19 protein-coding genes are annotated in these 25,341 nt (G+C 56.9%); 5 read left to right on the forward strand and 14 right to left on the reverse strand.

Annotation, left to right across the window (positions count from 1 at the left end; all coding sequences use genetic code 11):
• Positions 1-89 precede the first annotated feature (89 nt).
• On the reverse strand, positions 90-716 hold the full coding sequence (locus FCS96_RS16745; RefSeq protein WP_138441525.1) for a hypothetical protein: 627 nt from the start codon (positions 714-716) through the stop codon (positions 90-92).
• A gap of 170 nt (positions 717-886) precedes the next feature.
• Here FCS96_RS16745 and pabB point away from each other — a divergent pair, with 170 nt between their 5' ends.
• Positions 887-2,227, forward strand: a complete 1,341-nt coding sequence (gene pabB, locus FCS96_RS16750; RefSeq protein ID WP_138441526.1) for an aminodeoxychorismate synthase component I — start codon at positions 887-889, stop codon at positions 2,225-2,227.
• Between the two features lie 67 nt (positions 2,228-2,294).
• Here pabB and thrH read toward each other — a convergent pair whose 3' ends face one another.
• Complete coding sequence (thrH, locus tag FCS96_RS16755; RefSeq protein WP_138441527.1) at positions 2,295-2,909, reverse strand: bifunctional phosphoserine phosphatase/homoserine phosphotransferase ThrH; 615 nt, start codon at positions 2,907-2,909, stop codon at positions 2,295-2,297.
• A gap of 181 nt (positions 2,910-3,090) precedes the next feature.
• Here thrH and FCS96_RS16760 point away from each other — a divergent pair, with 181 nt between their 5' ends.
• Positions 3,091-3,813, forward strand: a complete 723-nt coding sequence (locus FCS96_RS16760; RefSeq protein ID WP_138441528.1) for a phosphoadenylyl-sulfate reductase — start codon at positions 3,091-3,093, stop codon at positions 3,811-3,813.
• A gap of 53 nt (positions 3,814-3,866) precedes the next feature.
• Here the strand turns inward: FCS96_RS16760 and cysB are convergent, their stop codons facing one another.
• A complete protein-coding gene (gene cysB, locus FCS96_RS16765) occupies positions 3,867-4,844 on the reverse strand; it encodes an HTH-type transcriptional regulator CysB (protein ID WP_138441529.1) in 978 nt (325 codons plus the stop codon).
• 243 nt (positions 4,845-5,087) lie between these two features.
• Between cysB and FCS96_RS16770 the strand changes: the two genes are divergently transcribed.
• Positions 5,088-7,829, forward strand: coding sequence for a LuxR C-terminal-related transcriptional regulator (locus tag FCS96_RS16770; protein ID WP_138441530.1), 2,742 nt, complete (start codon positions 5,088-5,090; stop codon positions 7,827-7,829).
• 246 nt (positions 7,830-8,075) lie between these two features.
• On the opposite strand, the gene dinG is transcribed toward FCS96_RS16770, so the two are convergent.
• The 5 genes from dinG to FCS96_RS16795 form a co-directional block, all read right to left on the reverse strand.
• Positions 8,076-10,277, reverse strand: a complete 2,202-nt coding sequence (dinG, locus tag FCS96_RS16775; RefSeq protein ID WP_138441531.1) for an ATP-dependent DNA helicase DinG — start codon at positions 10,275-10,277, stop codon at positions 8,076-8,078.
• Entirely contained in the window at positions 10,277-10,993 is a 717-nt protein-coding gene (locus tag FCS96_RS16780) for a general secretion pathway protein GspB (RefSeq protein WP_138441532.1), read from the reverse strand. The genes dinG and FCS96_RS16780 overlap by 1 nt, the downstream gene beginning before the upstream one ends.
• A 2-nt stretch (positions 10,994-10,995) precedes the next feature.
• On the reverse strand, positions 10,996-12,720 hold the full coding sequence (locus FCS96_RS16785) for an ExeA family protein (RefSeq protein WP_138441533.1): 1,725 nt from the start codon (positions 12,718-12,720) through the stop codon (positions 10,996-10,998).
• A 100-nt stretch (positions 12,721-12,820) separates the two neighbouring features.
• Positions 12,821-14,308 (reverse strand): DUF3336 domain-containing protein, encoded by a 1,488-nt coding sequence (locus tag FCS96_RS16790; protein ID WP_138441534.1) that lies wholly within the window; start codon positions 14,306-14,308, stop codon positions 12,821-12,823.
• Positions 14,309-14,343: 35 nt separating this feature from the next.
• Positions 14,344-15,129, reverse strand: a complete 786-nt coding sequence (locus FCS96_RS16795) for an MlaA family lipoprotein (RefSeq protein ID WP_138441535.1) — start codon at positions 15,127-15,129, stop codon at positions 14,344-14,346.
• Positions 15,130-15,235: 106 nt separating this feature from the next.
• Between FCS96_RS16795 and FCS96_RS16800 the strand changes: the two genes are divergently transcribed.
• Complete coding sequence (locus FCS96_RS16800; RefSeq protein WP_138441536.1) at positions 15,236-15,643, forward strand: acyl-CoA thioesterase; 408 nt, start codon at positions 15,236-15,238, stop codon at positions 15,641-15,643.
• Positions 15,644-15,650: 7 nt separating this feature from the next.
• Here FCS96_RS16800 and FCS96_RS16805 read toward each other — a convergent pair whose 3' ends face one another.
• The 3 genes from FCS96_RS16805 to FCS96_RS16815 all read right to left on the reverse strand — a co-directional run bounded on the left by FCS96_RS16805 (position 15,651) and on the right by FCS96_RS16815 (position 22,679).
• Positions 15,651-16,772 carry a beta-ketoacyl-ACP synthase III gene (locus FCS96_RS16805; RefSeq protein WP_138441537.1) on the reverse strand — a complete coding sequence of 374 codons (1,122 nt, stop codon included), beginning with the start codon at positions 16,770-16,772 and terminating at the stop codon, positions 15,651-15,653.
• A gap of 135 nt (positions 16,773-16,907) precedes the next feature.
• Positions 16,908-20,843, reverse strand: a complete 3,936-nt coding sequence (gene hrpA / locus FCS96_RS16810) for an ATP-dependent RNA helicase HrpA (RefSeq protein ID WP_171040840.1) — start codon at positions 20,841-20,843, stop codon at positions 16,908-16,910.
• Between the two features lie 159 nt (positions 20,844-21,002).
• Positions 21,003-22,679: an AMP-binding protein gene (locus FCS96_RS16815; protein WP_138441538.1), complete on the reverse strand. Its 1,677-nt coding sequence runs from the start codon at positions 22,677-22,679 to the stop codon at positions 21,003-21,005.
• A 185-nt stretch (positions 22,680-22,864) separates the two neighbouring features.
• On the opposite strand from FCS96_RS16815, the gene FCS96_RS16820 reads away from it, so the two are divergent.
• Positions 22,865-23,350: a MaoC/PaaZ C-terminal domain-containing protein gene (locus FCS96_RS16820; protein WP_138441539.1), complete on the forward strand. Its 486-nt coding sequence runs from the start codon at positions 22,865-22,867 to the stop codon at positions 23,348-23,350.
• 8 nt (positions 23,351-23,358) lie between these two features.
• Here FCS96_RS16820 and FCS96_RS16825 read toward each other — a convergent pair whose 3' ends face one another.
• From FCS96_RS16825 to FCS96_RS16835, 3 genes are read right to left on the reverse strand one after another with little or no spacing between them, the layout of a single operon-like run.
• Complete coding sequence (locus FCS96_RS16825) at positions 23,359-24,315, reverse strand: AgmX/PglI C-terminal domain-containing protein (protein WP_138441540.1); 957 nt, start codon at positions 24,313-24,315, stop codon at positions 23,359-23,361.
• Positions 24,308-24,796: an ExbD/TolR family protein gene (locus tag FCS96_RS16830; protein ID WP_138441541.1), complete on the reverse strand. Its 489-nt coding sequence runs from the start codon at positions 24,794-24,796 to the stop codon at positions 24,308-24,310. The genes FCS96_RS16825 and FCS96_RS16830 overlap by 8 nt, the downstream gene beginning before the upstream one ends.
• Positions 24,793-25,323 (reverse strand): ExbD/TolR family protein, encoded by a 531-nt coding sequence (locus tag FCS96_RS16835; protein ID WP_138441542.1) that lies wholly within the window; start codon positions 25,321-25,323, stop codon positions 24,793-24,795. Before FCS96_RS16835 ends, FCS96_RS16830 begins: the two co-directional genes overlap by 4 nt.
• Positions 25,324-25,341: the final 18 nt, after the last annotated feature.

Raw genomic sequence — 25,341 nt, forward strand, 5'->3', positions numbered from 1 at the left:
GTTACAACCCAAACTGCGAGGTGAAGCACATTTCAGTAACGGATTGTCACACAAACTTACGATCCGATAATTTTTGTGACGGACTCCGCTTACTGGGATGAACCGGTTCCGTTTTGACCAAAAACGATCGGCGCGTACTTCTTGACAGCACCCTCGTGGAAGGTCACGCCGTTGGAGGACACCGTGTACTCAGACGCCACAACCTCGGCATGCCCACCCAGATATTCCAGTTCAATATTGACCTGTTCGGTCGAGGAATCCTTGCTGGGCTTGTAGTCGTATACCACGGCCGAGCCCAAGATCCGCCCTTGCTGAGCTTGCATAGTTAGCGCCTTGCGGACGGAGTTCAGTACCAGTTGACCATTGACCCCGATCAGCGGTTCACCCGGAGGCACGGCCCAAACGTAACGAACGCTGCCATCTGGCATCAGTGCCGCCCCGAATGGTGCGAAATCGTCATGGTTTTCGATGATGCCTTTGGTTTTGTTAGTGACATGCTGCAACAGATACTGAGTATTCGCCCGGATTTCTGTGGCAATCTGCTCAGGGGTGGGTTGTTGGATCTCCTCCGCGCTTAAAGCCGGTTGACTGAGCCCAACAGCCATGGCTGTCACCCCAAGGGCAAAAGCACGCCGGAAACTTAACCGAGGTGTCAGAAGAGCCTGAGCCGATGAGTGCAGGCGGGATAAAACGGAGGACTGGAAGCCAAGCATCATAGTTCTTATTCCTTTTGCTGAGCGTAATAAATGCCTGAACCCTGCTCAGTGAAGTAAAATGCGCTTCAGAACGCAGGGTACGAGCACTATTAGATCAGCGTGACTTACCCGGAAACAACGTTCTAACTGTGCACGGCTTATCACTTCAGAGATTATTTAAGGAATTCATTTTGAGCTCGCCATCGTTAGCGACCCTGTCCCGAGAAGCCTATGAGCGCCTGTTGAGGCATGCCTCCCGCGCGGAGGACTTTGCTTACATCGGTAGCGAAGGCGCAGGGAATGCGCGGGGCAAGATGAGAGGTTTCACCGCTCTGGCGCAGCAACATCTTCAGTTAAATGATCTTGCCCAAGCACCCGTGGACTCAATCGCTTCTAAGATGACAGAGCCAATGGAGAAGTACGCCATTGCAGAGACCCGGAGCGGCAATTACTTGCTGGGAGGCTGGTACGGAGTGCTGGCCTATGAATTCGGTTTACAACGGGAATCAAAACTCAGCGGGCTGGGTAAGGAAATGGCTTTTCCGGTACTCTTCGCCGGCTTCTACCTGTGGGCGGCAAGCTACGATGCCGAATCAGACACCTGTTACCTCTGGATTCATCCGGACTGCCCGCAGCATACCCGCGACACACTTACCGACTGGATGTCCCGAGACGACGGCGACGAGCACCCCCGATGGCAAATTGTTAACCGGTTCACGCCCAGCCAGACCAAAGCCAGTTTCATAGACAATGTTGCCACGATTCATCGTTACATTCATGCGGGAGACTGCTATCAGGCCAATCTCTCTCAGGAATTTAGCGCACGCTACACCGGAGAGCCCTGGGCTGCATTTCAATCTCTAGCCGAAGCCTACGCTACGCCCTACAGCGCGTTCATCAGAGTTGGGCGTCACTCCGTCCTTTCTCTATCGCCCGAGCGTTTTTTTGAGATCCAGGGCCGCACCATTTCCACTAGCCCGATTAAAGGTACCCGCCCAAGAGGAGGAACCGAGGAGCAAGACAACGCGTACGCCGAGGAATTGCAGGCCTCAGAAAAAGATCGAGCCGAAAATCTGATGATTGTCGATCTGCTGAGGAATGACTTGAGCGTGAACGCCAAGGTGGGCAGCGTGCAGGTGGAAAAACTCTTCGCTCTCGAATCCTATCGCAATGTGCACCATCTGGTCAGCCACATTCGGGCCGATCTGGCTGACGATGTCTCCCCCATCAAAGCACTGATGGATGCCTTTCCGGGAGGCTCGATTACCGGAGCACCCAAAATCCGGGCTATGGAAATCATCGACGAACTTGAACCCCATTGGCGGGGCCCTTACTGCGGTTCGGTGTTCTATTGGGGACTGGATGGCTCACTGGACAGCAACATTGCCATCCGAACCATGCTGTGCGATGGCGAGGGCACCATTCGCTGCTGGGGTGGCGGTGGAATCGTTGCCGATTCCGACCCTGAGAGCGAGTACCAGGAAACCCTGACGAAGGTTAAGCCGTTGATGGACTTCCTGGAGAATCTCTAGGGGGCCGGTAAAAGCCCCCTAACCTTTCCTAATGCTCAACTCCTGAAGCTCAACTCCTTATGCACAACTAAACGCTGTGCACCGCACTCGCCTTCAAGAATTCCTGCCTCAAATCATCAAAGTTATGCACCGCGGGATACTGCGGGAACTCCTCGATGACATTCTGAGGGGCGTGAAACAGAATGCCTGCTTCAGCCTGGCCCAGCATGGTGGTGTCGTTGTAAGAATCACCGGCTGCAATTACCCGGTAGTTCAGCAACTGGAATGCCCGCACTGACTGGCGCTTGGGGTCGCGCTGGCGCAGCAGATAATCGGTAATCTGGCCGTTCTCAGCTACTTCGAGCTTGTGGCAGAGCAGCGCGGGGAAACCGAGCTTGGCCATTAACGGCATGGCGAACTCATAGAAAGTGTCGGAAAGAATCACCACCTGGAAGCGTTGACGCAGCCAGTCGAGGAATTCACGCGCACCCGGCAGCGGGTCCAGCTCCCCGATGACTTCCTGAATCTGCGGAAGGCCATAACCGTGTTGATCCAAAATCTTCAGGCGCTGGGTCATCAGTACGTCGTAATCAGGAATATCCCGTGTGGTCGCCTTGAGCTCTTCGATGCCGGTTTTTTCGGCGAAAGCGATCCAGATTTCCGGAATCAGTACTCCTTCAAGGTCAAGGCATGCAAGTTCCACAGTGGTCTCCCGATAAACAGTTGAATGCGCGGAAGCGGATGCTCCGGCTTGGATAGCGCCGTATGATAAAAAAAACAGCCGCGGAATGCATCGGGCATATCCATATAGATGCTCATTCCTTCAAGGTATGAGGCATTTAATGGTAGTCTTTTCACTCATTTAGATCAGGTACTGAAAAGCAATGACTGACATTCAGAAGCTCCGGGACGAACTTGAAGGCCAGAGCCCACGCGCCATTCTCAAGGCCGCGCTGAAAAAGTACGACAACATCGCTATCTCGTTCAGCGGGGCCGAAGACGTCATTCTGATTGAAATGGCGCACCGTTTGACCGACAACCTGCAGGTATTCACCCTGGACACCGGTCGTCTGCATCCGGAAACCTACGAATTCATTGAGCGTGTGCGCAAACACTACGGCATCAATATCGAGGTTCTGTTCCCCGATGCGGACGAAGTTCAGGATTTGGTGAACCGGAAAGGCCTCTTCAGCTTTTTCGAAGACGGGCACTCTGAGTGCTGTGGCATCCGCAAGGTCAATCCACTAAGGCGCAAGCTCGCCACCGTGGATGCGTGGATAACTGGCCAACGCAAAGACCAGAGCCCTGGGACCCGTAACGACGTACCCGTGGTTCAGGAAGACACCGCCTTCTCGACAGAATCCAAGACGCTGATCAAGTTCAACCCGTTGGCGAATTGGACGTCAAAGGAAGTCTGGGACTACATCCGGATGTCGGAAGCGCCCTACAACAAGCTGCACGAAAAAGGATTTGTCAGTATTGGCTGCCAGCCCTGCACGCGCCCAATCCTCCCAGGCCAGCACGAGCGAGAAGGACGCTGGTGGTGGGAGGAGGCGACCAAAAAGGAATGCGGGCTGCACGCCGGTAACCTGATCGCCAAGGAGTAGGCGGCCTTAATACCCTTCCACTGTTCCCAGCCTATCGATGCATGCCCACCTGACTAATAGGTGGGCAGCTCAATATCCTTGAACAGCTCTTCGATTTCCGACCGGCTGCCCTGATGGGCAACGGCTTCGTCGACCCGCTCCCGGGTCAGATGCGGCGCAAATCTTTCGATAAAGTCATACATATAGCCCCGCAGGAAAGTGCCTTTCCGGAAGCCTATGCGGGTTACGCTGGGGCGGAACAGCTTTCTGGCGTCCAGGGCAACCAGATCCGGATCGGCCTTTGGATCGAATGCCATGCTGGCAATGATACCCACACCAAGTCCCAAGCGAACATAAGTCTTGATCACATCGGCATCAGCCGCGGTGAACACCACTTTTGGCGTTAGTCCCTGGGACTGGAACGCCTCATCAAGTTTCGACCGCCCAGTGAACCCAAAGACATAGGTGACCAACGGATATTCAGCCAGCTCGGCCAAAGTAAGCTCATCCATTTTCGCCAACGGATGATCCTTCGGCACGATGACACTGCGGTTCCAGCGGTAGCAAGGCATCATGATCAGATCGTTAAACAGCTCCATGGCCTCGGTCGCGATGGCGAAGTCCACTGCGCCATTGGCCGCCATTTCAGAGATCTGCATCGGTGTGCCCTGGTGCATGTGCAATGACACGTCCGGGTAGGATTCAATAAAACCGCTGATGATTGGCGGCAGCGCGTATCTTGCCTGGGTATGGGTGGTGGCGATGCTCAGGTCGCCCTGGCGCTGGTTACTGAATTCCTGGGCAATTTTCTTGATGCCTTCGACCCGCCGGAGAATTTCACCGGCTTCCCGGATGATAATCTCACCACCCGGAGTAATTCGGGTCAGGTGCTTGCCGCTACGGGCAAACACTTCCAGGCCGAGCTCATCCTCAAGCAAACGTATTTGCTTGGAAATGCCCGGCTGGGAAGTAAAAAGACTTTGAGCGGTTGCGGACACATTCAGGTCGTGGTGAGCGACCTCCCAGATATATCGCAACTGTTGTAATTTCATTGAACCTGTTGCTCCTGAATTCCCGGTATTCGGCTGGTTGCGGACTCAACCCGCTTCGCCCAAGCGTACGCATAAAAAGTATATTTTTCATTCTTTTTTAGAATAGGCGATCTCTGCCTTTTAGTTTAGACCAAAATTGCATTACAACCGCCCCAGGCAAGGCCCTTCTGTGATTTCGACGCTTGACTTGGCTGTGGCAAAGCACACAATCCGTTATCGACACTTGTTGTTACCGGGAACCCCATGCTGTTGACCACCAAATTCCTTCGGCCAACGACCGACCGACGCGCGGTCCATCGCGATCGGTTGAGTTCATTGCTGAAGCCTGCGAGCCCCAAAAGGCTGAATCTGGTGATCGCCCCTGCCGGTTTCGGGAAAACTACCCTAGCAAGCCAGTGGTGCGCCGAAACGCCCTCCCCCACAGCTTGGCTGTCGCTGGACGAACATGACGACGAGCCCCGCCGGTTTTGGCAATATATTATCGGCGCTTTCGAATACGCTGGACTGGCTGGGTTGGCGGACTGCCGGAAACAACTCAGCCAAGTTGATGGAAATACCGCCTCTGGTGCAATAACCGGTCTGCTGAATCTACTGTCGGCGGATGCCAGTCCCTGGTTGCTGGTGTTGGATGACTTCCATTTTATCCGGAATACCCAGATTCTCAGGGATTTCGCTTACTTCGCCGACTACTTGCCACCCGAAATTACCGTCACCCTGGCCTCCCGAACCGAACCGGCGCTGCCGCTGTCACGCTGGCGGGTTCGGCGCTGGGTACAAGACGTTCATCCCGGATTGCTGGCGTTCTCAGAGGAGGAATGCCGTCGTTTCTTCCAGGACACCATGGGGCTCAGCCTGTCCGAAGCCGATGTCCGGTCCATTTGTCGAAAAACCGAAGGCTGGGTTGCGGCGATGCAGCTCACAGCCCTATCCGGCACCGGACAAAAGAGCCCCGAACTACCCGCATGGACAGGTTCCGGGTTACCGGAACCGCAACTGGATATCGACGAGAGTCAGATCAGCGATTACGTACTCACCGAGGTACTGGAACAGCAACCCGAGGAGTTGATCCAGTTTCTCCTGGATACAGCCTGTTGTCCTCGGCTGAGTGCATCCTTGTGCGATGCCATCCGGGCAACCACCAACAGCCAAAAGCTCCTGGAGACGTTGCTCAGCCAGAATCTCTTCCTGATCCCCCTGGACACCGACAATCAATGGTTCCGCTATCACGACCTGTTCCGGGACGCACTGCTCCAACGGCTAAAGCAAACTGATCCCAATCGGGCGCAGGCGCTCTGGCGCAGTACCATCGAGTGGCTTCTTGACCATGGCCATGTCCAGGACGGCATCAGCCAAATCGTCCATCAGGGCGACCGGCATTGGCTTGCGGCGGTTCTGGCGGAGCATGGCAACAACCTCATTCATGGCGGCTATCACCTTCCGGTACTGGATTGGCTCGACTTCCTGCCGGAGTCCCTGACCGAAGACAGCCCCCAACTGCAAATGCTCCGGATCTGGGGCCGGTTCTTCGCCAACCGGCTTGATACCCTGGACCCGCTTCTTGGCAGCCTTGAGGACTTACTTGATCGACGGGTTGCCGACTCTCATCCGGACGCCGAAGGTGCCCTCGGCCTGCAGAGTGAAATATCCCTGGTCCGCTCCTACCTGGCCCGCACTCGTAGTGACGATAAAAGCGCCAGCGATTTAACCCGGCAGGTCCTGGAGGACATCGATCACACCCGCATTCCGCTGAAATCCGTCACCTACTATGGCGTCGGGCTGGACTACTTCGGCAAAGGGCTGCTGATGGAGGCCGAGGATGCCCTGCAATCGGCCGTCCGTTATGGTCAGATCGAGCACAAGCCGAGCACGGTTCTGTCCAGCGGCGGCCTATTGGCGTGGATTCAGTACAACCGCGGCGACATTGAGCTGGCTCTGGGCAGCTGCACCGACATCCGCCGATGGGTGGACAAACATTACTCCGATCCAAGTCAACCTCGACTGATCTCATGCTGGCAAAACAGCGCCCTGGCCGAGATCTACCGGGAACGCAACCAGCATTCACTTGCGGCGACCCATCTTGCGCCCTTGCTGGAGCATGTACACCGTGGCACCGAGCCGGGGCAACACGTCATCATCCAGTACGTGCGCGGACACCTCGCGTTCAGTGAAGGTCGCTTTACGGATGCCATAGAAGCGCTGGAGGACGCGGCCCAGGTGGGACGCAAACGGCGGGAGCACATCGTCTTTGAACCACCCGCCAGTTCGGCCCTTTTAGCCAGATGTTACCTGGCCTTGGGCGACCTTGAACAAGCTGAGGCGTGTCTGGATGTGGCAGAGACGGAGCCGACGACTAACCCTCTGAACCGGGAACAGAACCTGATTAGTCTTGCTCGCCTGAAGGTGGCCCAGAAGCAGCCAGAGCGGGCCCAGGAAATTCTGAGTGCCCTGTTACCGGCGGCAGAGCGTAATGCCCACAACCGCCACCTTGTTGAGATCTTGCTGGTTTACGGCGAGGCACTCGATCTTCAGGACCGGGCGCAGGAAGCTTGTGAAATGCTAAATCGAGCTGTGCGGAAGGCATCAGAGGCGGGGTTCATGGGCCTGTTTATTGAAGAGAGCCCGCGCCTGCGTAACATGCTTCGGCAACTGACCTTACTCAAGACACCCGGAAGTTGGTTCCGGGAGCTTAGGCAAGTGCTCGACAGGCAGACTGACACGGCCCCTATTGAGGTTTCGCCGGAACCAAGAATAGCCCAGACACCCGGCAGCGCGGCAACCGTTTTGCCGGAACCCCTTAGCCAACGGGAGATGGAAGTCCTGGCTTTGATCCACGAAGGGCACGCCAACAAGCAGATTGCCGCTCGTATGGACGTCGCACCTGCCACCGTGAAAGCCCACATCCGCAATCTCTACGGTAAGCTCGGTGTGGGCCGGCGTACCGAGGCGCTGGCAAAAGCACGGGAGCTGGGCTTGCTTACAGGCTGACTAACGGAGCTGCTTTTGTGACGAGAATCACATTTTGGCCGGACATAGAACACCGACTACGCCCTTTGGACGATCCGTTTACGCCCCCTAAGCCCCTATTATGATTTTAACGGTGAGGGAAACCTTACCTGGAATTCTGAAACTTCAGGCCTTCAGACTTCTAGTTCCGCGTTGTTTCGACGCCCTGGGTTCGAAAGAACCCCTTTAATAAGAGCCACGCCCTATGGGATGGCTCTTTTTTTATGATCAGTATTCGATCACGCGGCGAAATGGGGGCAGCGCGTCCAGCAACAGCTGGCCATAGCGTCGTGCAATGATGCGGCGGTCGAGGATGGTGACGCGGCCAGTATCCTGCTCTGTTCTCAGCAGTCGGCCGACCGCCTGCACCAGTTTGATCGAGGCGTCGGGAACGGTAATTTCCATGAATGGATTGCCACCTCGCTGGGTCACCCACTCCGCCAGGCTCGCCTCGATCGGATCATCTGGCACCGAGAACGGCAGCCGGGTAATAACCACGTGGTGCAGGTACTTGCCCGGCAAGTCAATTCCCTCGGCAAAACTGGCCACACCAAACAGCACACTCGGGCGCCCCTCATCTACCCGACTGCAGTGCTGGCGCAGAACCTCGCCCTTGGCCATGTCATCCTGGGTGATGATCAGGTCCGGGTACTCGGGCGCCAGCGCATCGCGCACCTGCTGCATCTGCCGGCGCGAGGTGAACAGTACCAACGTCGCCTTCTCGCCAGCCCACAGATTCGGCAACCGCTCCACCAGCGCATCCGTGAAGGTATCATCGGTCGGCATGATCGACATGGCGGGAACTTCCACCGTGGCCATTTCTCCATAGCGGAATGAACTGGGTACCACCAGATAGCGGCTGGATTCGGGCAGTCCGGCACGGGCGCGCAGACGATCGAAGCGCCCCAGCGCCGTAAGCGTGGCACTGGTCAGAACCGAGCCGTAAGCTCTGGACCAAAGCCGGGAATACAGCAGGCTGTCCGCCAGCACTGGCGAACTGTAGAGGGTAATGTCCTCGGCGTGATCCCAACGCTGCCTGACCGCCCAGCGAGCCGGAGCCGGACTCTTGTAGCCGGTGCGCTTCTTGGCAGCACCCTCGGCTTCATCCGATTCCGTTTCGTTTTCAGTCGGCTTAGCGTCGCCCTGCTCGCACCAGGCGACCCAGAGCCGGAGCTGGTCCTCCGCCCGACTGTGAAATGACCCGATCACCGGATACCAGGCCTCGGCGGTATCCCGGTCAATCTCATGGTCTTTGCGTTCATCAAACGCGCCCTGAAGCTCATCGGCCAGGGCGCCGAGGTGGCGCACCAGATTGGCGGTGGCAATGCGGGCTTCGGCGGAAAGTTGGGCCAATGCCTCCGGCAATGCGCCTTCCGGATACCGCCACTGGGCGGTGCGGCGCTCTTCGTTGAATTCCCACCCGGTGTTTTGTTCGGCCTCGTCGTAAACCCGGGTCAATACCTGATCGACTTCACGCGACGCTCCGCTGATCCGGTCCAGGGTCTTGGTACCCTGGGTACCCGGCGCGAGGAACGGCTGCATTTTGGTCAGGGCCTGGGACAACTGCTTTAGCCACTGGCGAGTGGAGTTCAACGGAACCGACGCGGCAAAGTGATTCAGGGCCTTGTCCGGCAGATGGTGGGCCTCATCGAAAATGAACAGTGCGTTTTCCGGTTCAGGCAGGATGGCACCGCCACCCAGGGCCAGGTCCGCTAACACCAGGTCGTGATTGGCCACGACAATGTCGGCGTCATCGAGGTCCTTACGGGCGTCGAAAAAAGCGCAGCTGTCGAAATAACTGCAATGGCGGTTGGTACATTGGCGGTGATCGGTGGTTACCTGTCGCCAGACATCGTCCGGGATTTGCTCGGGCCAATGGTCGCGATCGCCGTCCCATTTTCGGGATCCGTAACTCGCCAGCATCTCTTCAAAAAAAGCCCGGGTACCAGGCTCCTCACCTTTGGGGCCGTCGAGCAGGAACAAGGGCATGGTATCGCTGTCGCCATTGCCCTCATCGTGAAGCCTCGCTTCCAGTCTCGACATACAAAGATAGCGACCCCGGCCCTTGGCCAGAGTCCAGCTGAAATTCATGTTGCTGTGCTTGCGCAGATCCGGCAGATCCTTGAGCACAATCTGGTCCTGCAGGGCTACGGTGGCCGTGGAAATCACCAGCGTCTTGCCCAGGGCTTTCGCCACGGGTATCGCAGCAATCAGGTACGCCAGGGTTTTTCCGGTACCGGTACCGGCCTCGACTACGCAAGCCGAGGCTGGCGAGGTGCGCTGGCCGTCGTTCTCGGTGATATCGCCCATGTACCGGGCAATCTCCGCGATCATCAGCCGCTGGCCATAGCGCGCCCGCACGTCCTTGCCTGCAAGAACGTCCCGGTAACCCTGCTGAATCTGCTGTTTAATTTCGTCGGTTAACGCCATCAGCGCGGGCTCACCCAGTCGCGGACGATCCCGACCCGGAAACGCTGACCCTGCTTGCTGAGCACCACGCCATCCTGGGTAATGCTTTCCACCCGAAGCCCTGAGAAGCTGTCACCCCGGCGCAGGTAGTTGCTGTTGATCATGACGCGACTGGCGAAAGGATCCGAGGCGTAGATGTGGCTGTTGAAGGTCAAGTCAGGAACACTCTTTTGGAAAGAAAGGGGAAGTTCAACCAGGTGCGGTACCCTGCCAGCCGGCGCCGGGGCTCGCAATACCGAATTGTCGCGAGTGGCTTCAGCAGCAGGCACGATGATCGTCGGCCGCTCTCGCGGGTCGGCGTTTGACGCAATACTGCCACTCTCTGCCAACGGCTCGTCCGCTTGCGCCTTGACGGGACTGGAGGCAGGTTCGGGCTCAGGCTCGGACACCTCCGCCTGAGCAGATTGCGTTTTAACGTCCGGCGGCGGCGCCTCATCGCTGACAACACTGGCAGCCTGCTCGGGCGCTGGCACTGCAACTACGGATTCCGCCTGAGGCCAGAAAAGCACGGCCAAAACTCCGGCATTTACAACCAGCGCCAGCGCAAGCCAGCCAATAGGCGATGTCTTCTTTTTCTTCGGGCGATGGATCAGTTGAACCTGATGTCCCAGATCGGGAATCTTGCCCTGCCGACGTTCTGTCTCAGACTTCCTGAGTGCGTCCAGTATGTACGACATGCTTATCGACCTTCCGACGGAGCTGGTGGCGTCAGACGGGGGAAAGCCCCACCCAGATCGTTGTTGATCTGGATAATGGTCATAGCGCCCGCGATGCCATCAACGGTCAGTCCCTTCAAACCCTGATACCAGCGAATCTGCTTTTCCGTTGGCATCCGGTTGATTCGACCCGTTTCGACACTCGAATCGCCGTGCTTGTCTGCAAGCTCCATCATGCGAGCTCCAATCCACAACTGCTCTTCGCGACTGCCGCTGTCCGCCGGTACGTCCAGAAAATCCGGTCGGCGCCACAGAATGCGGTAGTCACCGAACCAATACTGCTCGATACTGGCAAAAGTAACCTCTCGGGAGCCCTTTGGAGTCACAATCGCCGCCATGTCTCCATCAAGACTCCTAACCACCGCATAGCCACGTTTGCCAGATTGATCCCGAAGCTCGAGGATAGCCGGCCGGTCCAAGAATTCGAGGCTGCGACGATTGCCTTGCCGCTCAAGGCAGGCCATGCCTTCCGTTACGGCAAACTGACAGGCCGTTGGGAAGCTTTCCGGCCGGTAGTCGTACTGCCAGAGCTTAAACAGCGACCGGAATGCGTCCACCAGGTTGATGGAGTGCGAAGAGAACTCAAAAGACTCAGGTGCCGGATCCGAAGTCGACGCCATCCCGCCGGCTTGGTCCGAGTTATGAGAGCTGTGCGAGTTGGGAGTGTTAAGAGAGCCGGAAGAATTGTCAGCGTCGCTGCGCTCCACAACGCCTGCCTGCACCGATGAGGAAGACAGTCCGGCCTGGATGTCAGTCACTGTCACCGGCCAGCGATCCACCAGCCACACCGTTCCCACCACGGCCACCAGGAACGACGCCGTAAGCAGCAAATAACGGGACGATTTGCTAACACTGGCGGCCTGACCGGCCAGCATGGTGGACGCATCGCCCCGCACTTCACGAGCCGCGTTGCGAATGTGCGCAGTGGTGATTTCGTGCTCGCCTTCGGCGTAGGCGCCCAGTAGAGCGCGATCACTGATCAGGTTGATCAGACGGGGGATGCCCTGACTTTCCTTGTACAGCCTGGAAACTGCGCCGGCACTGAAAATATCTCCGCGCATACCGGCAACACTCAGACGGTAGCTCAAATAGTTGGGTAACTCTGCCCGGCCAATAGCATTGAGATGGTAGCGCGCGGTTACCCGTTGGTTCAGTTGTCGCAACTCAGGCATTGCCAGTATCTGCTGCAACTCCGGCTGACCGAGCAGCACAATTTGCAGCAGCTTCTTTTCGGCGGTCTCCAGGTTGGTCAGAAGCCGCAACTGTTCCAGCACATCAGCGGACAGGTTTTGGGCCTCGTCAATCATCAGGACCTTATGGCGCCCGGCAGCATGGGCCCTGAGCAGATCCTGGTTGATCAGATCGACCAACGCTTTAATGGTTGCATTTGCGGGGTGGGTCACGCCCATCTCATCGCAAATGGATGAGAGCAATTCACGAGCAGAGAGCCGTGGATTGAGAATAAGCGCGATATCGGCATTTTCGGGCGCGTTTTCAATGAAACACCGGGACACCGTGGTTTTTCCGGTACCCACCTCTCCGGTGATCACAATAAAGCCGCCCTGCCCCTTAACGCCGTACATCAGGTGCGCCAAGGCTTCCTTGTGGCGTTCACTGAGGTACAGGTAACGGGGATCAGGCGCAATGGAAAACGGCGGTTCCCGAAAGCCGAAGAAGTCGTAATACATGGGTATCCAGTCTGGTGCTCAGGCGCCGGGCCTGGCGGCGTTGCGCAAGCCCCGGCTCTCTTTCGCGGTATCATACCGCTGGCTTCGCGGGCCTGTCATCTCACGATTCGCCCGAACCTGAATTGCTGACCAGGCGCAGGTCGGTGGTTCGACGATTTTGCTCCTTTAGCCGCCGAACACAGCGCTCAAGAGTCTTGGAGATGCGGGCGTGGGACCGGATCATTGAAATTTTCGGCCAAGTGGCACGCTCGCCAGCCAGGATCATCTCTCTGACGTACTCTGGTTCTGGGTTCGCCAGCATCCGACGATAGTCCTTGAAAGAATAGGATGGCGCAATGGTGACATCACCGGAATAACGTTGCGCCATAATGGTATGAAGTTGGCCAGACATCTGCCTCAGCAACTCCGGTTTCAGCCGTTTACGCAAATAATCGAAAACACCCTCGCCATGAAACTGAATCTCAGATTTCAGCAGGTGCATTGGCAGGTTCGAAATTGAGAGTTTTTCATCGAGCCCACGGTCGTTGAGAAACGGCACCACATGCGGATTGGTTTGGCTGACGATGGTGAAATTGACATCGTAAAGATGCATCAAGCGTTCGATGGGAAGATCACTCACCACAGAACCGTCCACGAACTTCAATCTTGGCATGTACGGCAACGCGTTGCCGTGAATGTCCTTCTTCATCAGCGTGACCGGGGGAAATATACCGGGCACCGCGGCGCTGGCAAGGACAGCGCTCCAAACCAATAGATAAGGCGAAGTATAGCCACACAATAACCGTGCTTTCTGGTGCGCCTGGATCGGCGAAACACTTACGTTAATGGAGCGCCCGGTGCGCTGGTAGGCCTCTTCAAAGGTGTACTCACCAATATTGGCGCGCACACAGGACTTAAGCTGGTCCTGGTCCATCAGGCCATCGCCGCGTACGGCACTCAACAACCCGCGCCACTTCCAGGCCTTAAGGTTGTGATTCTCAGGCACCAGCATTTCCGGGATCTCGGCATCGGTATGGACACCCAGAATACCCGCGATAATAGCGCCGATACTGGAGCCAGCAATCACCTGGGGCAAGAGCCCCTTCTCCCACAACGCCTTGATCACACCAAAATGGAACATGCCAAGGGTCGCGCCGCCGCTGAGCAGGAGCGAAGGACGACCATAACTGGTCAGGGTGTCGCGGAAGAACTGCAGCTTTTCCGAAATGGGGAAACCGGGCACCGGGTGATCGCACAGGAAGTCCAGTGATTCACAGACCTGAGTAATGTACTCCTCAACCAGGTGTTTGGTGCCTACCCGTGAGTGGGTGTACAGGGCCGGGTTGCCCATGTTGCCAAGATCGTGGTGCAGGCCTTCGCGAAGTGCCCGCTTCAGGCGTTCAAAGTCGTTCTGCTGCCGATACTGTTTCAGGTTGCTGAGGCGGTCGTAGATCAGTTCATAGTGGTAGAAATCGGACGCAAAGTCCTCTTTCCACTCGGCACTGCCCTCAAGAAAATCAAGCTCCAGAGCCGCCGCCTTCCAGACCTCGTAATTCGGTGCCTCGGCAAGCATTTTGCGGAACTTCTTTATTCTTGGGTCCCTGATCACTGGAAACCTCCTGTTATTGACAGAAGCGTGCTGGCTCAGAAATCTTCAAGCATCACGTCTTCATCGTTACCGCTGGAAAAGGGATCTTCCACCATTTCACCATCCTTGATCAGGTATTCACGGCGCTGAAGAAATGCATTCCTGACAAAGATATAGCTGTCCCCGGAAATGAAACTCTCGGCCGGAATCAGATCGGCACGCTTGTCGACAATCTGAACGCCCCGGGCATACAGATCGGTCGGACTCTCAACCGCGTCCCACGCCGATGGCAATACGACGATATCAGTCACCATACCACCGAAATGACGCGGGCTCGACGGCCCCAGCAACGGCAGCATCAGGTATGGCCCGGATCCGGCGCCCCAGTAGCCAAGGGTTTGACCGAAGTCTTCAGGGCGTTCGGGAAGCTCAAACGCCGTCGCGACATCGAAAAAACCAGCCAGTCCAAACACCGTGTTATAGGTGAAACGGCCGGCGGCCACTACGGCCGATTCGCCCTTGAGCTGCAAGAGACTGTTGGCGAGGTTGCGAATTTCCTGGAGGTTATTGAAGAAGTTAGTGATGCCACGGTCGATGATAGTGGGGGTAACCGTGCGATAGGTTTGCGCGACCGGCTTCAAAAACCACCGATCAAGCGTTTCGTTGAATCGGAACACTTTGCGGTTCCAGCCCTCATAGGGATCCGACACTCGTACCTCGGCTGCCCCTTCCGGTGCTGGCTCCTGCATAGCCTGGGCCGATGCCAGGCCCACTGGCAGACCCATCAACAGCGCGATCGAGAGCAGAAAACCGTACCAGCGCCGAAAAAAAAGTTGTCTCATTGTGTGCTCTTGGCTTGTAAAAGGGGTTGTGAAAGTCGTTTCAATCCGTCAAAAATACCGGCGCTTTTATTACTTTTATTCTGCTCGTTGTTTCGGAGGAACTCTGATGTCAGTACCGGGAAACCACGTTGCCACTCTAACCGTGCCGCTCCGCTGGGGCGATATGGATGCATTTGGCCACGCAAACAATACGGTTTATTTCCGCTTTTTCGAAGAAGCTCGCATTGTCTGGCTCAGTTCCCTGAATCTCGGTGGCCCGGAAGAACCTACGGGTCCGGTCATTATAAAGACCAGCGCGACATTTCTGAAGGAACTGAATCACCCGGCAACCGTCGTGGTGGAAACATACGCAGACAAGGCGGGAAATACCAGCCTTGATACTTACCATGTGCTTACCGATGCCGAGACGGGCGATGTATACGCGGAGGGATATGCCAAGGTTGTCTGGTTTGACCGTAAGACGCGAACCTCAACTCGGCTGCCAGATACCCTGAGGGCTCTGGCAACCGAATAACGAGGGCTTATCGGCGGCGTACCACTACGCTGCCGATTGAGTAGCCGGCACCGAACGAGCAGATAACGCCGATGTCTCCGGACTCCAGGTCTGCCTTGTTCTTGTGGAACGCAATGATCGACCCGGCCGAGCTGGTGTTGGCATACTCGTCCAAGATAACCGGTGCTTCGTCCTCAGAAGCATCGCGACCAAGCACTTTACGGGCGATCAGCTGGTTCATGTTCAGGTTAGCCTGGTGCAGCCACATGCGACGCAGACCGTCCGGCGACAGAGACAGGTCCTGAAGCTGACTCTGAATCGTCTCAGCCACCAACGGAGAAACCTCCTTGAACACTTTCCGGCCCTGCTGGATGAACAGCTTGTCCGGCTTACCAACACCCGATTCATCGGCACGGTTCAGGAAACCGAAGTTGTTGCGGATATTGTTCGAAAACTGGGTCTTCAGACGAGTTCCGAGGATCTCGAATCCCTGACCCTCACGGGTGTCCTCTTCCCGCTCAACCAGAATGGCCGTGCACGCGTCACCGAAAATGAAGTGACTGTCGCGATCACGGAAGTTGAGATGGCCAGAACAAATCTCAGGACTGACGACCAGGACTGAACGGGCAGCACCGTTTTCGACCGAATTAACCGCCGCTTGAAGACCAAACGTCGCCGAACTGCAGGCCACGTTCATGTCATAAGCGAATCCATTAACGCCCAACGCCTGCTGAACCTCAATGGAAACCGCCGGGTAGGCCCGCTGCAGGTTGGAGCAGGCGACAATCACCGCATCCACGTCTGCAGCGGTTTTGCCAGCTTGCTCAAGGGCCTCATTACAGGCAGAGAGCGCCATTTCGCACTGAACTGAAAGCTCGTCGTTGCTGCGCTCGGGAATGGACGGTGTCATCCGATGCGGGTCAAGGATTCCGTCTTTGTTGATCACATGCCGACGCTTGATGCCGGACGCCTTCTCAATGAAGGCCGAGGAGGACGGCTGCAAGGGCGTCACGTCGCCACTGGCAATGGCGTCCGCATGTTCTGAATTGAAAATCTCAACATACTGGTTGAAGGCTTCAACCAGTTCGTCGTTGTCTATGGTCGCCGGCGGTGTATAGAGACCGGTTCCGCTAATGACGGCTTTAATCACGCTAACCCCACGTCTTGATTATTAAAACTGAAGACTTGTCTAATACGCTGCCGGAAATACTAACACAGTCTCCAGCATTTGCCCGTCAGCAAAAGCTGTCGTACGCACCGGAAGGGCGCGCGGGTTTAATTAGCCTTAAATGCGAGTCTGCTCCCACTGCCTCTCCAATCGCTTGACGGAAACCGTCATCACAGTGCCCAGTTGTTGTGCGAAGAAGGACACCCGAAATTCTTCCAGCATCCAGCGATAGACAATCAGCTCCGGATCCCGGACGCCCTGTCGCAGCAGTTCGTCCCGCTTGCTGGCGTAGCGCGACCATAGCGGCTCGATGGTGTGCAGAAATTCCCGTTCCCGACCCATTTCCCGGGGCATCTTTTCCAGCCGAACCAGGGCTGCCTCAAAGTACCGACCAAATTCGGCGAGCCACTCCGGGGGTGTCGCCACCAGAAAGCCGGGATACACCAGGTTCTCCAGCTGGAACTTAAGATCTGCCATGCTCGAGGCCAGGGCCAGGCTGATCTTGCCCTTCAGTTGCTTCGCCACTTTCTGATAGCCCGACATGGCCTGGTACAACCGCTGATCCGCTTCTTCCAGCGCCGGGATGAAATCACCACGGTGACGATCAAACAGGGCGTCGAAGGCCTCGGCTGTCCGTGGCACGCCGTCTCCGAGAAAGTGCTGCATTGCCGTGGCCAGCAACAGATCGTCGAGCAGTACGCTGGCCCGGCCAATCGGGGCAAACATGAGCGCAGACTGTTTGAACCTCGGCAACTTACGCTCCAGATCATCCAGGGTCTTGCCGAAGCGATTCAGAACCAGACGGGCCACGGCCTTACGGGTAGTGTCTTCCGCGGTCAATCGATCCAGGCAACGAATCTGGCGAACCGTTCTCCCCTGATCGTCAAGCGCAGGATAAACCGTTACCTGCATACCGCCTTTTTCGGTCTGCACCTGTTCGGGCAAAGTGCCGAATTGCCAGTCGGCATGCTCAGCCGTCGGCTCAGCAGTCTTGGACTCACTGGTGGCTGAGGCCAGCGCTTCCTCTGCCTTGCCCTCCAACTGGTCCTGCAACTGAAAGGTCTCTCGCCCCTCAGCCATGACTTTGCCACCATCCCCCATAACCCGCAGGTTCATCCGTAAATGCCGGGGCAATTCGGACTCAGGCCAGGCCTCGGGATCGATCCGAACTCCCGTCATGCGCCTCAGCTGCTCTCCCAGTTGCAGGGCAAGAGGTTCGTTCGAAGGCTGCATATTGGCCAGCGCCGCGTCGACAAAATCCGGGACCGGCACAAAGTTTCGCCGCAAGGACTTCGGCAGGCCCTTCACCAAAGCGACACATTTTTCCCGCAGCAGGCCAGGCACCAGCCATTCGAGTCGCCGGGAAGGAATCTGCTTAAGCGCCATCAGAGGGACCTGCAGGGTCACCCCGTCTCGCTCACTGGTGGGCTCGAACTCGTAGCTCAGCGGATAGCGCACGCCTTCCCACTCCAGGTAGTCGGGGTACAACTCACCGGCCTGAGCGTCTACCGGGCGTTGCAGAATGTCATCTTCCGTCAGCTCAAGATGCTTGAGCCCTTCCGCGGACAGACCTTTCCACCAGGTCTCGAAATGCCGGCCACTGACAATATCTGCCGGCAAGCGCTCGTCGTAGAAGGCCACCAGTGCCTCATCATCCACCAGCAGATCCCGACGCCGGGTCTTCTTCTCCAGGTTTTCAACGGTGTTTAGCATTTCCCGATTGCGGGCAATGAACGGCGCCCTCGAGCGATAATCGCCCTCCACCAGGGCGCGGCGGATAAACAGGTTCCGGCACTCGGCAGGATCAACTTTGCTGTAGGCAATCCGGCGCTTGGGTACAACATCCAGGCCGTAGAGGGTCACTTTTTCGTAGCCCATCACCTGGGCTCTTTTCTGCTCCCAGTGCGGCTCGAAATAGTTGTGCTTGACCACGTGTCCGGCCAGGGGCTCAATCCACTCAGGCTGGATGGCCGCGACCATACGCGCGAATACCCGACTGGTCTCGACGATTTCGGTTGCAACGATCCATTTCGGGCCGGTTTTGGACACCTTGGAGCCCGGAAAAATCAGCACTTTCCGGTTGCGCGTCGCCAGGTATTCCTTCTTTTCAACCTTAACCGCCACCTGCCCGAGCAAACCTGCCAGGATGGCCTGATGCAGTGCCTCGTAACTGGCAGCATCTTTATTGGACGCCAGCTTCTGCTCCCGACAAATCACGGTCAGCTGGCGATGGATGTCCCGCCATTCGCGCATACGCATCCAGCTCAGGAAACTCTTCTGACAGACCTTTTTCATCTGGTTCTGGGACAGCTCCTGGCGCTGTTCCTCGTAGAAGTTCCAGATGTTTAGCAGGGTAACGAAATCCGATTCCTTGTCGGTAAACGGCGCGTGCGCCTGGTCCGCGGCCTGCTGTTTCTCCTGGGGTCGCTCGCGAGGATCCTGCACGCTCAGTCCTGCGATAATAATCAGGGTTTCAGTAAGGCTGCCCTTGTCAGCCGCGGTAACCAGCATGCGGGCCAGCCGAGGATCCAGAGGCAGCCTGGCCATGGTGCGGCCGAGTTTGGTGACAGTGCGTTTGTCATCGACCGCACTCAGTTCTTCGAGCAGCTTGTAGCCATCATTAACCTGGCGGCGGTCAGGCGCCTCGAGGAATGGAAAGTTACGGATTTCGCCCAGGCCCGACGTCGCCATCTGCAGAATAACCGAGGCCAGATTTGTGCGCAGGATCTCCGGATCGGTGTATTCCGGGCGATTGATAAAGTCGGTTTCATCGTACAGCCGGAAACAAATGCCGGGTGCAACCCGCCCGCATCGCCCTGCCCTCTGGTTCGCACTGGCCTGGGAGATGGGCTCGATGGGCAGACGCTGGATCTTGGAGCGCACGCTATAGCGGCTGATCCTTGCGACACCGGTGTCTACCACGTAGCGAATACCCGGCACGGTCAGTGACGTTTCCGCCACGTTGGTAGACAGCACAATCCGGCGTCCCCGGTGCGACTGGAAAACCCGATTCTGCTCCTGGTTACTCAGGCGCGAGTACAGCGGAAGAACTTCAGTATGTTTCAGGTCTACGTGACGGAGCACCTTGCTGAGGTTCCGTATTTCCCGCTCACCCGGCAGGAATACCAAGACATCCCCGGGCGGCTGTTTTTCGGAGCGTTCGTGTTGCTCGATCTCATCCAGGGCGGAAATCACCCCGTCGGTCCAGCCCTGATCCCGATCGTCCTCGTCACCGGTCAGTGGCCGGTAACGAACATCCACCGGAAAGGTCCGGCCGCTGACTTCAATAACCGGCGCCTTGTTAAAGAATTCACTAAATCGATCAACCTCGATGGTCGCCGAGGTGATGATCACTTTGAGGTCCGGGCGTTTGGGCAGGAGTTGGCGCAGATATCCCAGGATAAAGTCGATGTTGAGACTGCGCTCGTGCGCCTCGTCGATGATCAGCGTGTCGTAACGGTCGAGAAAACGATCATGCTGTATTTCCGCCAGCAATATGCCGTCCGTCATTACCTTGACCCGGGACTGCTCCGAGGTCGTGTCGGTGAACCGGACCTGGTAACCAATCTGCTGGCCCGTCTGCTCGCCGAGCTCTTCCGAAATCCTGGCAGCAACGCTGCGGGCGGCGATACGCCGGGGTTGGGTATGACCAATCACACCTCGGATACCCCGGCCAGAGTTCATGCAGATCTTCGGAATCTGCGTGGTTTTACCAGAGCCGGTCTCACCTGCAATAATCACTACCTGATTGTTCTCGATGGCGTGCTGAATATCGTCTACCCGCTCCGACACCGGCAGGCCTTCCGGGAAACTGGCCGTTTTGTGCAACGCCTGACGCTGCTGAACCTTTTCAAGGCCTCGCTCCAGCCACCGCGCCATCTTCTCAAGGTCTTTCTGGCCCGGTTCCCCCTTGGTTCGGGCCACAGCTTTTCGGATCCGGGCAGCTTCCTGCTGATTGCAGATCTCCAGCTGGCTCATCATGGCTTTCACGGCCGCCTTACCATCTGGCGGCGGGTTGACGGCGCTGGTTCGATCAGTGGTGGTGTTTGTCATCGCAATAGGGAGTCGTTCTCAATCGGTATCGGTTACTGGCTTGGCGACAGTCTATCGGGAAAGCCATACGCTTAAAAATGGAAAACCCCGCCGAAGCGGGGTTTGTATGCGCGCCTGCCCCGTTAATCCGGGGCCAGACACCAGTGGCGCCGAGGCCCGTTAACTGGCGTTGGCTTCGTCACGCAATTCGCGACGCAGGATCTTGCCGACGTTAGTCTTGGGCAAGTCCTCGCGGAACTCAAAGTGCTTGGGCACCTTGTATGCCGTCAGACGCTCGCGACAGAATTCCTTCAGCTCATTCTCGCTGACACCTTCGGCCGTTGCGACCAGGTAAACCTTCACCGCCTCACCACTCTTAGGGTCGGGGATACCGACTGCCGCGCATTCAACGACTTTCGGGTGGCTGCTTACTACGTCCTCGATTTCGTTCGGGAACACGTTGAAGCCGGACACGATAATCATGTCCTTCTTACGGTCAACGATACGGATGTAGCCGTCTTCCTGGACCAGTGCAACGTCACCGGTTTTCAGGAACCCGTCTTCGGTGAACGACTTTTGGGTGTCTTCGGGGCGCTGCCAGTAGCCACGCATTACCTGCGGACCCTTGACGCAAAGTTCGCCCGGCTCCCCCACCGGTGTCTCGTTGCCGTCGTCATCAATGGTCTTGATCATGGTTGAAGGGATCGGCAGGCCAATGGTACCCAGTTGGATGGCTACGTGGGGGTTGAAGGTCACCACCGGTGAGGTTTCGGTCATACCGTAGCCTTCAGAGATCTCACAACCGGTAACCTTCTCCCACATCTTCGCGGTATCGCTGGTCAGGGCCATGCCGCCAGACGAGGTCAGTTTGAGGCTGCTGAAGTCCAGGTTCCGGAACTCCTCGTTATTGCACAGGGCTACGAACAGTGTGTTCAGGCCAAGGAAAGCAGAAAACTTGTGGTTCTTCAGCTCTTTAACAAAGCCAGGAATGTCACGCGGATTCGGGATCAGCACGTTGTGCGCACCGGCTTCCAGCATGATGCCGCAGTTCAGGGTGAAGGAATAGATGTGATAGAGCGGTAGCGGCGCTATCACTACTTCCTGACCTTCGACCACAATATCGCCCATCATCGGACGGGTCTGCAGCAAATTTGCCACCAGGTTGCCGTGAGTCAGCATTGCCCCTTTGGCGACACCAGTGGTACCACCGGTGTACTGCAGCACGGCGATGTCATCTTTCTTGCACTCAACCGGCGTAAATTTCTCACGGGCACCAGCGCTCAGAACCGCCGGCAATTTGTGGGCGCCGGGGATATTGAAAGGAGGCACCATCTTCTTCACGTGCTTGATTACGGCGTTCAGAAGTGTCCGCTTGATCGGCGAATGCATGTCCGCGATCTCGGTGACGATCACGTGTTCAATGCCGGTATGCGGCAGGACCTTCTCGGCGTTCTCAGCCATGTTGGCCAATACCACCAAAGCCTTGGCACCGGAATCGTTAAACTGGTGCTCCATTTCGCGGGTGGTGTACAGCGGATTGGTGTTCACCACAATCAGGCCGGCGCGCATGGCACCGAATACCACAACAGGATATTGACTAACGTTCGGCATCTGGACGGCAATACGGTCGCCCGGCTTCAGGTCCGTCTTGTTTTGCAGCCAAGCCGCAAAATTGCGGCTCTGGGTGTCCAGGTCACGGTAGGTGAGAGTCGCGCCAACAGCACTAAAGGCAGGACGGTCCGCGTGTTTCTTAACGGACTGGTCAAAGACATCAACCATGCTGTTGTATTTGTTCAGGTCGACCTCGCGGGGCACACCGGCAGGGTATTTATCCTGATAGAACTGCTCGAAATCCATCACCATCTCCTGTTTGGCGTTTTTGATTGTAATGATCCACCAATGCAACGCTGATCAAAATCAACCCTACAAAAGTATCAGAGGCAAAAAGTGGGGAGAGAATAGCAGTTTTGTGAACGATGAGGTAGTTTTCAGGGAAGGCGCCTAACCACCTGTACTCAAATCGAATTCGTCCGGAGCACACGATGAGCGATATTCTGGATACCCTGGAAAATATCACCTACAACGAGCTAAACGAAGGCGACAGCGCCACCTATGTACGAACCCTTTCTGAGGACGAATTGGTGTTGTTTGCAGCGGTAACCGGAGATTTAAATCCGGTCCACCTCGATTCCGAGTATGCCGCCGAATCCATGTTCAAGGAACGGGTCGCTCACGGAATGTGGAGTGGATCGCTGATTTCCGCGGCGCTGGCAACCGTTATGCCTGGCCCTGGTACCGTGTATCTGGAACAGAGCCTGTCGTTCAAACGCCCGGTCAAACTGGATGACACCCTCACCGTCACGCTCAGCGTGCTGCGAAAAGAGGCTAAAAATCGCGTCGTGTTCAAGTGCGACGTGCGTAACCAGAACAACCAGCGGGTGGTCACTGGGGAGGCCCGGGTGATTGCGCCCACGGAAAAGGTGTCCCTGAACAAACCTCGCCTGCCCAAAATCACCATTGAGGGCTAGTTGGCCGCCTACCCCGGAAGGAAATCGATGGGAAACCGAACTTTTCTGGTTGCCACATCATCGGTGCCAAAGTTAAACAACCTAACTCTCATGGCGATACGCTGCTCCAAAGGCGGGTTACCCAACTCCGAACTAACGACCTGGCAGGCCGACACCGAGCCATCGGGTTCGATGATCAACTCCAACAGGAGCTTGCCCTCAAGCGTAGGATCCTGACGCAGCTCCCGGCGATACAGGGCATAGAGTGCGGTTTTCTGGGCATCAAATACTTTGCGGATGTTGCTCATAGCCCGCTCGCCTACCGACGGTTCTTGCGGGGCCTGACTGGCCACCTTGGATACCGCCTTGGCCACAGTTTTAACCTCCTTCACCTGGTGTCCCTGCACCGCGACCTGCGCCTGGGGTGTCGCGGCATCCGTCACGCCACCACTGCCCTGCAGGACTTGTCGTTCAATGTTGACGTTCTGCCTTGCGACTTCGGCACTGGTGTTTGCTCGTAGCCCTTTAGGCTCGCTTGCCGCTGCCGCCCGTAGCGAGGCGAGCCGGTCTTTCATGGCAAGCAGCCCGGACCGGGACGCCTTTTCCCGTGCCTGCTCCGCCGTCTGGCGAGCAGGAGCGACCGGCTCAGGCTTGGGTGTCGGTTTGGGCGCAGGCTTGGCAACCATGGGTTGTGGCCGAGTTTCCGAGGCCGGTTCTTGTTTGGCGACGGGCTCTGGTTCAGGGGATTTGGGTTCAAGGCGTACCATCGGTTTCGGCCGTTCCACCAATCGCGCCAATTGTGGCGGGACCTGCTCAGCCTCTGAACGCTCAATCTCGGGAACGTGAAGGAATGGAACCCAGAGCGCAATGAGAAGGAATACAGCCGCGACCAGAGCGGCAATAATTGCAAACTGGCGGTCCTCTTTGGCGGCAGAACTCCAGGGCAGTTCGCCACTGGTTGCATTCCACTGGCGAAGATCAGCCATTGCGCACCTCCGCCTCGACGGCCAAGCGGACCTGCCGGAATTGCTGGTCAACACAGGTTTGCATGATCTTACGCAGCAGCCGGTAGTTGGTATCCCGGCCTGCCATGATGGTCACCTCGAAACCGGCTTCCGGCACCGCAGAGTGCCGCTGACGGCGATACGCGAGCTCGTCGGCCAGGCCTTCGATGTGCGTATCACCTACTTCTATCCCATCAAGCCGGGCAACCTCCCGACCCTGGACCAGGATCAGACCACTGGCCACCTGAACGATCAGGGAGTCAGCGGCCTCTTGCTCCGCCGTGGATTTAGGCAAAGCGACATCGGCCGTGTTCTGCATCACTTTGACGTCGGACGAATTAACCATCAGGAAAAAGACAAGAATGGTGAAGATATCCATCAGGGAAACCAGGTTCAGGCCCCCCGCCCGGTGCATTCGGCCATAATGACGCCGAATCCTTCCTGCTCTACGTGACGATTTCATACGCCCTCCTTGGCAGCGACGCTGCCATCGCTGGCGAGCTGTCGATCTGCCGGCGCATCCATCAGCGAGACATCGGGGAAGAGTTCACCTTCGACCACACTCGCGGCGACAACAGCCGGGTACGAACGCACCGTATCCATGGCATATACCAGTGTCTGGTAATCGATATTGGCTCCCACTTCCAGAATGACGTCGGTCTTATTGGGAACGCGGCGTTTTATTTCCCTTAATATCTGCCTCAATCCGTCGAAATCCTGCTCGTTCTTATCCGCGGCTAATGCCGCAATGACACCGCGTTCACTGTCCGCAATTTCAATCCCGGCCGGAATTAGCGTAATCACCAGCCTGAACTCCTCATGCTCTGGTGATCCCGCAATGTCCTGGCCAGGAAAGTTAAGTTCGATCATGCGCACCTGGCTGAAAACCATGCCCAGCAGCAAGACGGGGACCAGCACAATCATCAGATTCATGAACGGGGTGATGTCCAGATCCGGTGGAGCGGCCATTTTTCGATGTCGGCGTCTCATACACACTTACTCAAGAGG

Origin of the sequence: Marinobacter alexandrii (assembly GCF_005871205.1) — a bacterium.
Classification (GTDB): Bacteria; Pseudomonadota; Gammaproteobacteria; order Pseudomonadales; family Oleiphilaceae; genus Marinobacter; species Marinobacter alexandrii.

Coding starts and splice junctions, on each gene's coding strand:
- FCS96_RS16800 (WP_138441536.1), top strand. CDS start 15,236: ATGTCAGTACCGGGAAACCACGTTGCCACTCTAACCGTGCCGCTCCGC.
- cysB (WP_138441529.1), bottom strand. CDS start 4,844: ATGAAATTACAACAGTTGCGATATATCTGGGAGGTCGCTCACCACGAC.
- FCS96_RS16830 (WP_138441541.1), bottom strand. CDS start 24,796: ATGAAATCGTCACGTAGAGCAGGAAGGATTCGGCGTCATTATGGCCGA.
- FCS96_RS16815 (WP_138441538.1), bottom strand. CDS start 22,679: ATGGATTTCGAGCAGTTCTATCAGGATAAATACCCTGCCGGTGTGCCC.
- FCS96_RS16770 (WP_138441530.1), top strand. CDS start 5,088: ATGCTGTTGACCACCAAATTCCTTCGGCCAACGACCGACCGACGCGCG.
- FCS96_RS16745 (WP_138441525.1), bottom strand. CDS start 716: ATGATGCTTGGCTTCCAGTCCTCCGTTTTATCCCGCCTGCACTCATCG.
- hrpA (WP_171040840.1), bottom strand. CDS start 20,843: ATGACAAACACCACCACTGATCGAACCAGCGCCGTCAACCCGCCGCCA.
- dinG (WP_138441531.1), bottom strand. CDS start 10,277: ATGGCGTTAACCGACGAAATTAAACAGCAGATTCAGCAGGGTTACCGG.
- FCS96_RS16780 (WP_138441532.1), bottom strand. CDS start 10,993: ATGTCGTACATACTGGACGCACTCAGGAAGTCTGAGACAGAACGTCGG.
- FCS96_RS16785 (WP_138441533.1), bottom strand. CDS start 12,720: ATGTATTACGACTTCTTCGGCTTTCGGGAACCGCCGTTTTCCATTGCG.
- FCS96_RS16795 (WP_138441535.1), bottom strand. CDS start 15,129: ATGAGACAACTTTTTTTTCGGCGCTGGTACGGTTTTCTGCTCTCGATC.
- FCS96_RS16760 (WP_138441528.1), top strand. CDS start 3,091: ATGACTGACATTCAGAAGCTCCGGGACGAACTTGAAGGCCAGAGCCCA.
- FCS96_RS16835 (WP_138441542.1), bottom strand. CDS start 25,323: ATGAGACGCCGACATCGAAAAATGGCCGCTCCACCGGATCTGGACATC.
- FCS96_RS16820 (WP_138441539.1), top strand. CDS start 22,865: ATGAGCGATATTCTGGATACCCTGGAAAATATCACCTACAACGAGCTA.
- FCS96_RS16825 (WP_138441540.1), bottom strand. CDS start 24,315: ATGGCTGATCTTCGCCAGTGGAATGCAACCAGTGGCGAACTGCCCTGG.